The 344-nt window shown below is 67.4% G+C and carries 1 protein-coding gene; it reads right to left on the bottom strand.

Annotated features, from left to right (window positions below; translation table 11 throughout):
- Positions 1–344, bottom strand: a 344-nt coding sequence (locus FK219_RS13645) for a transposase (RefSeq protein ID WP_235923786.1), incomplete at both ends; no start/stop codon positions are given.

Here is a 344-nt window from a genome sequence, read left to right as displayed (position 1 = left end):
ACGCCGGTGAGGCCGCGGGCGACGAGGTCTGCGAAGAACGCATTCCACGCCGACCCGGTCTCAGCTGTCGCGGTTTGCAGGCCGAGCACTTCGCGGCGGCCGTCACCGTTGACGCCAGTGGCGATCAGCACGACCGTGTTCACCACCCGGCCACCCTCACGAACCTTCATCGTCAGAGCGTCGGCGGCGACGAACGTGAACGGGCCCGCCTCAGCCAACGACCGATGCCGGAACTGGTTCACGTGCTCGTCGAGCTCGGCAGCCATCCGGGACACCTGCGACTTCGACAGGGCGTGAATGCCGAGGGTCTTCACCAGCTTGTCCATCCGCCGCGTGCTGACGCC

The sequence above is a fragment of the Microcella pacifica genome, assembly GCF_009371975.2.
GTDB classification, from domain to species: domain Bacteria; phylum Actinomycetota; class Actinomycetes; order Actinomycetales; family Microbacteriaceae; genus Microcella; species Microcella pacifica.
This window is presented reverse-complemented; position numbering and strand designations above follow the sequence as displayed.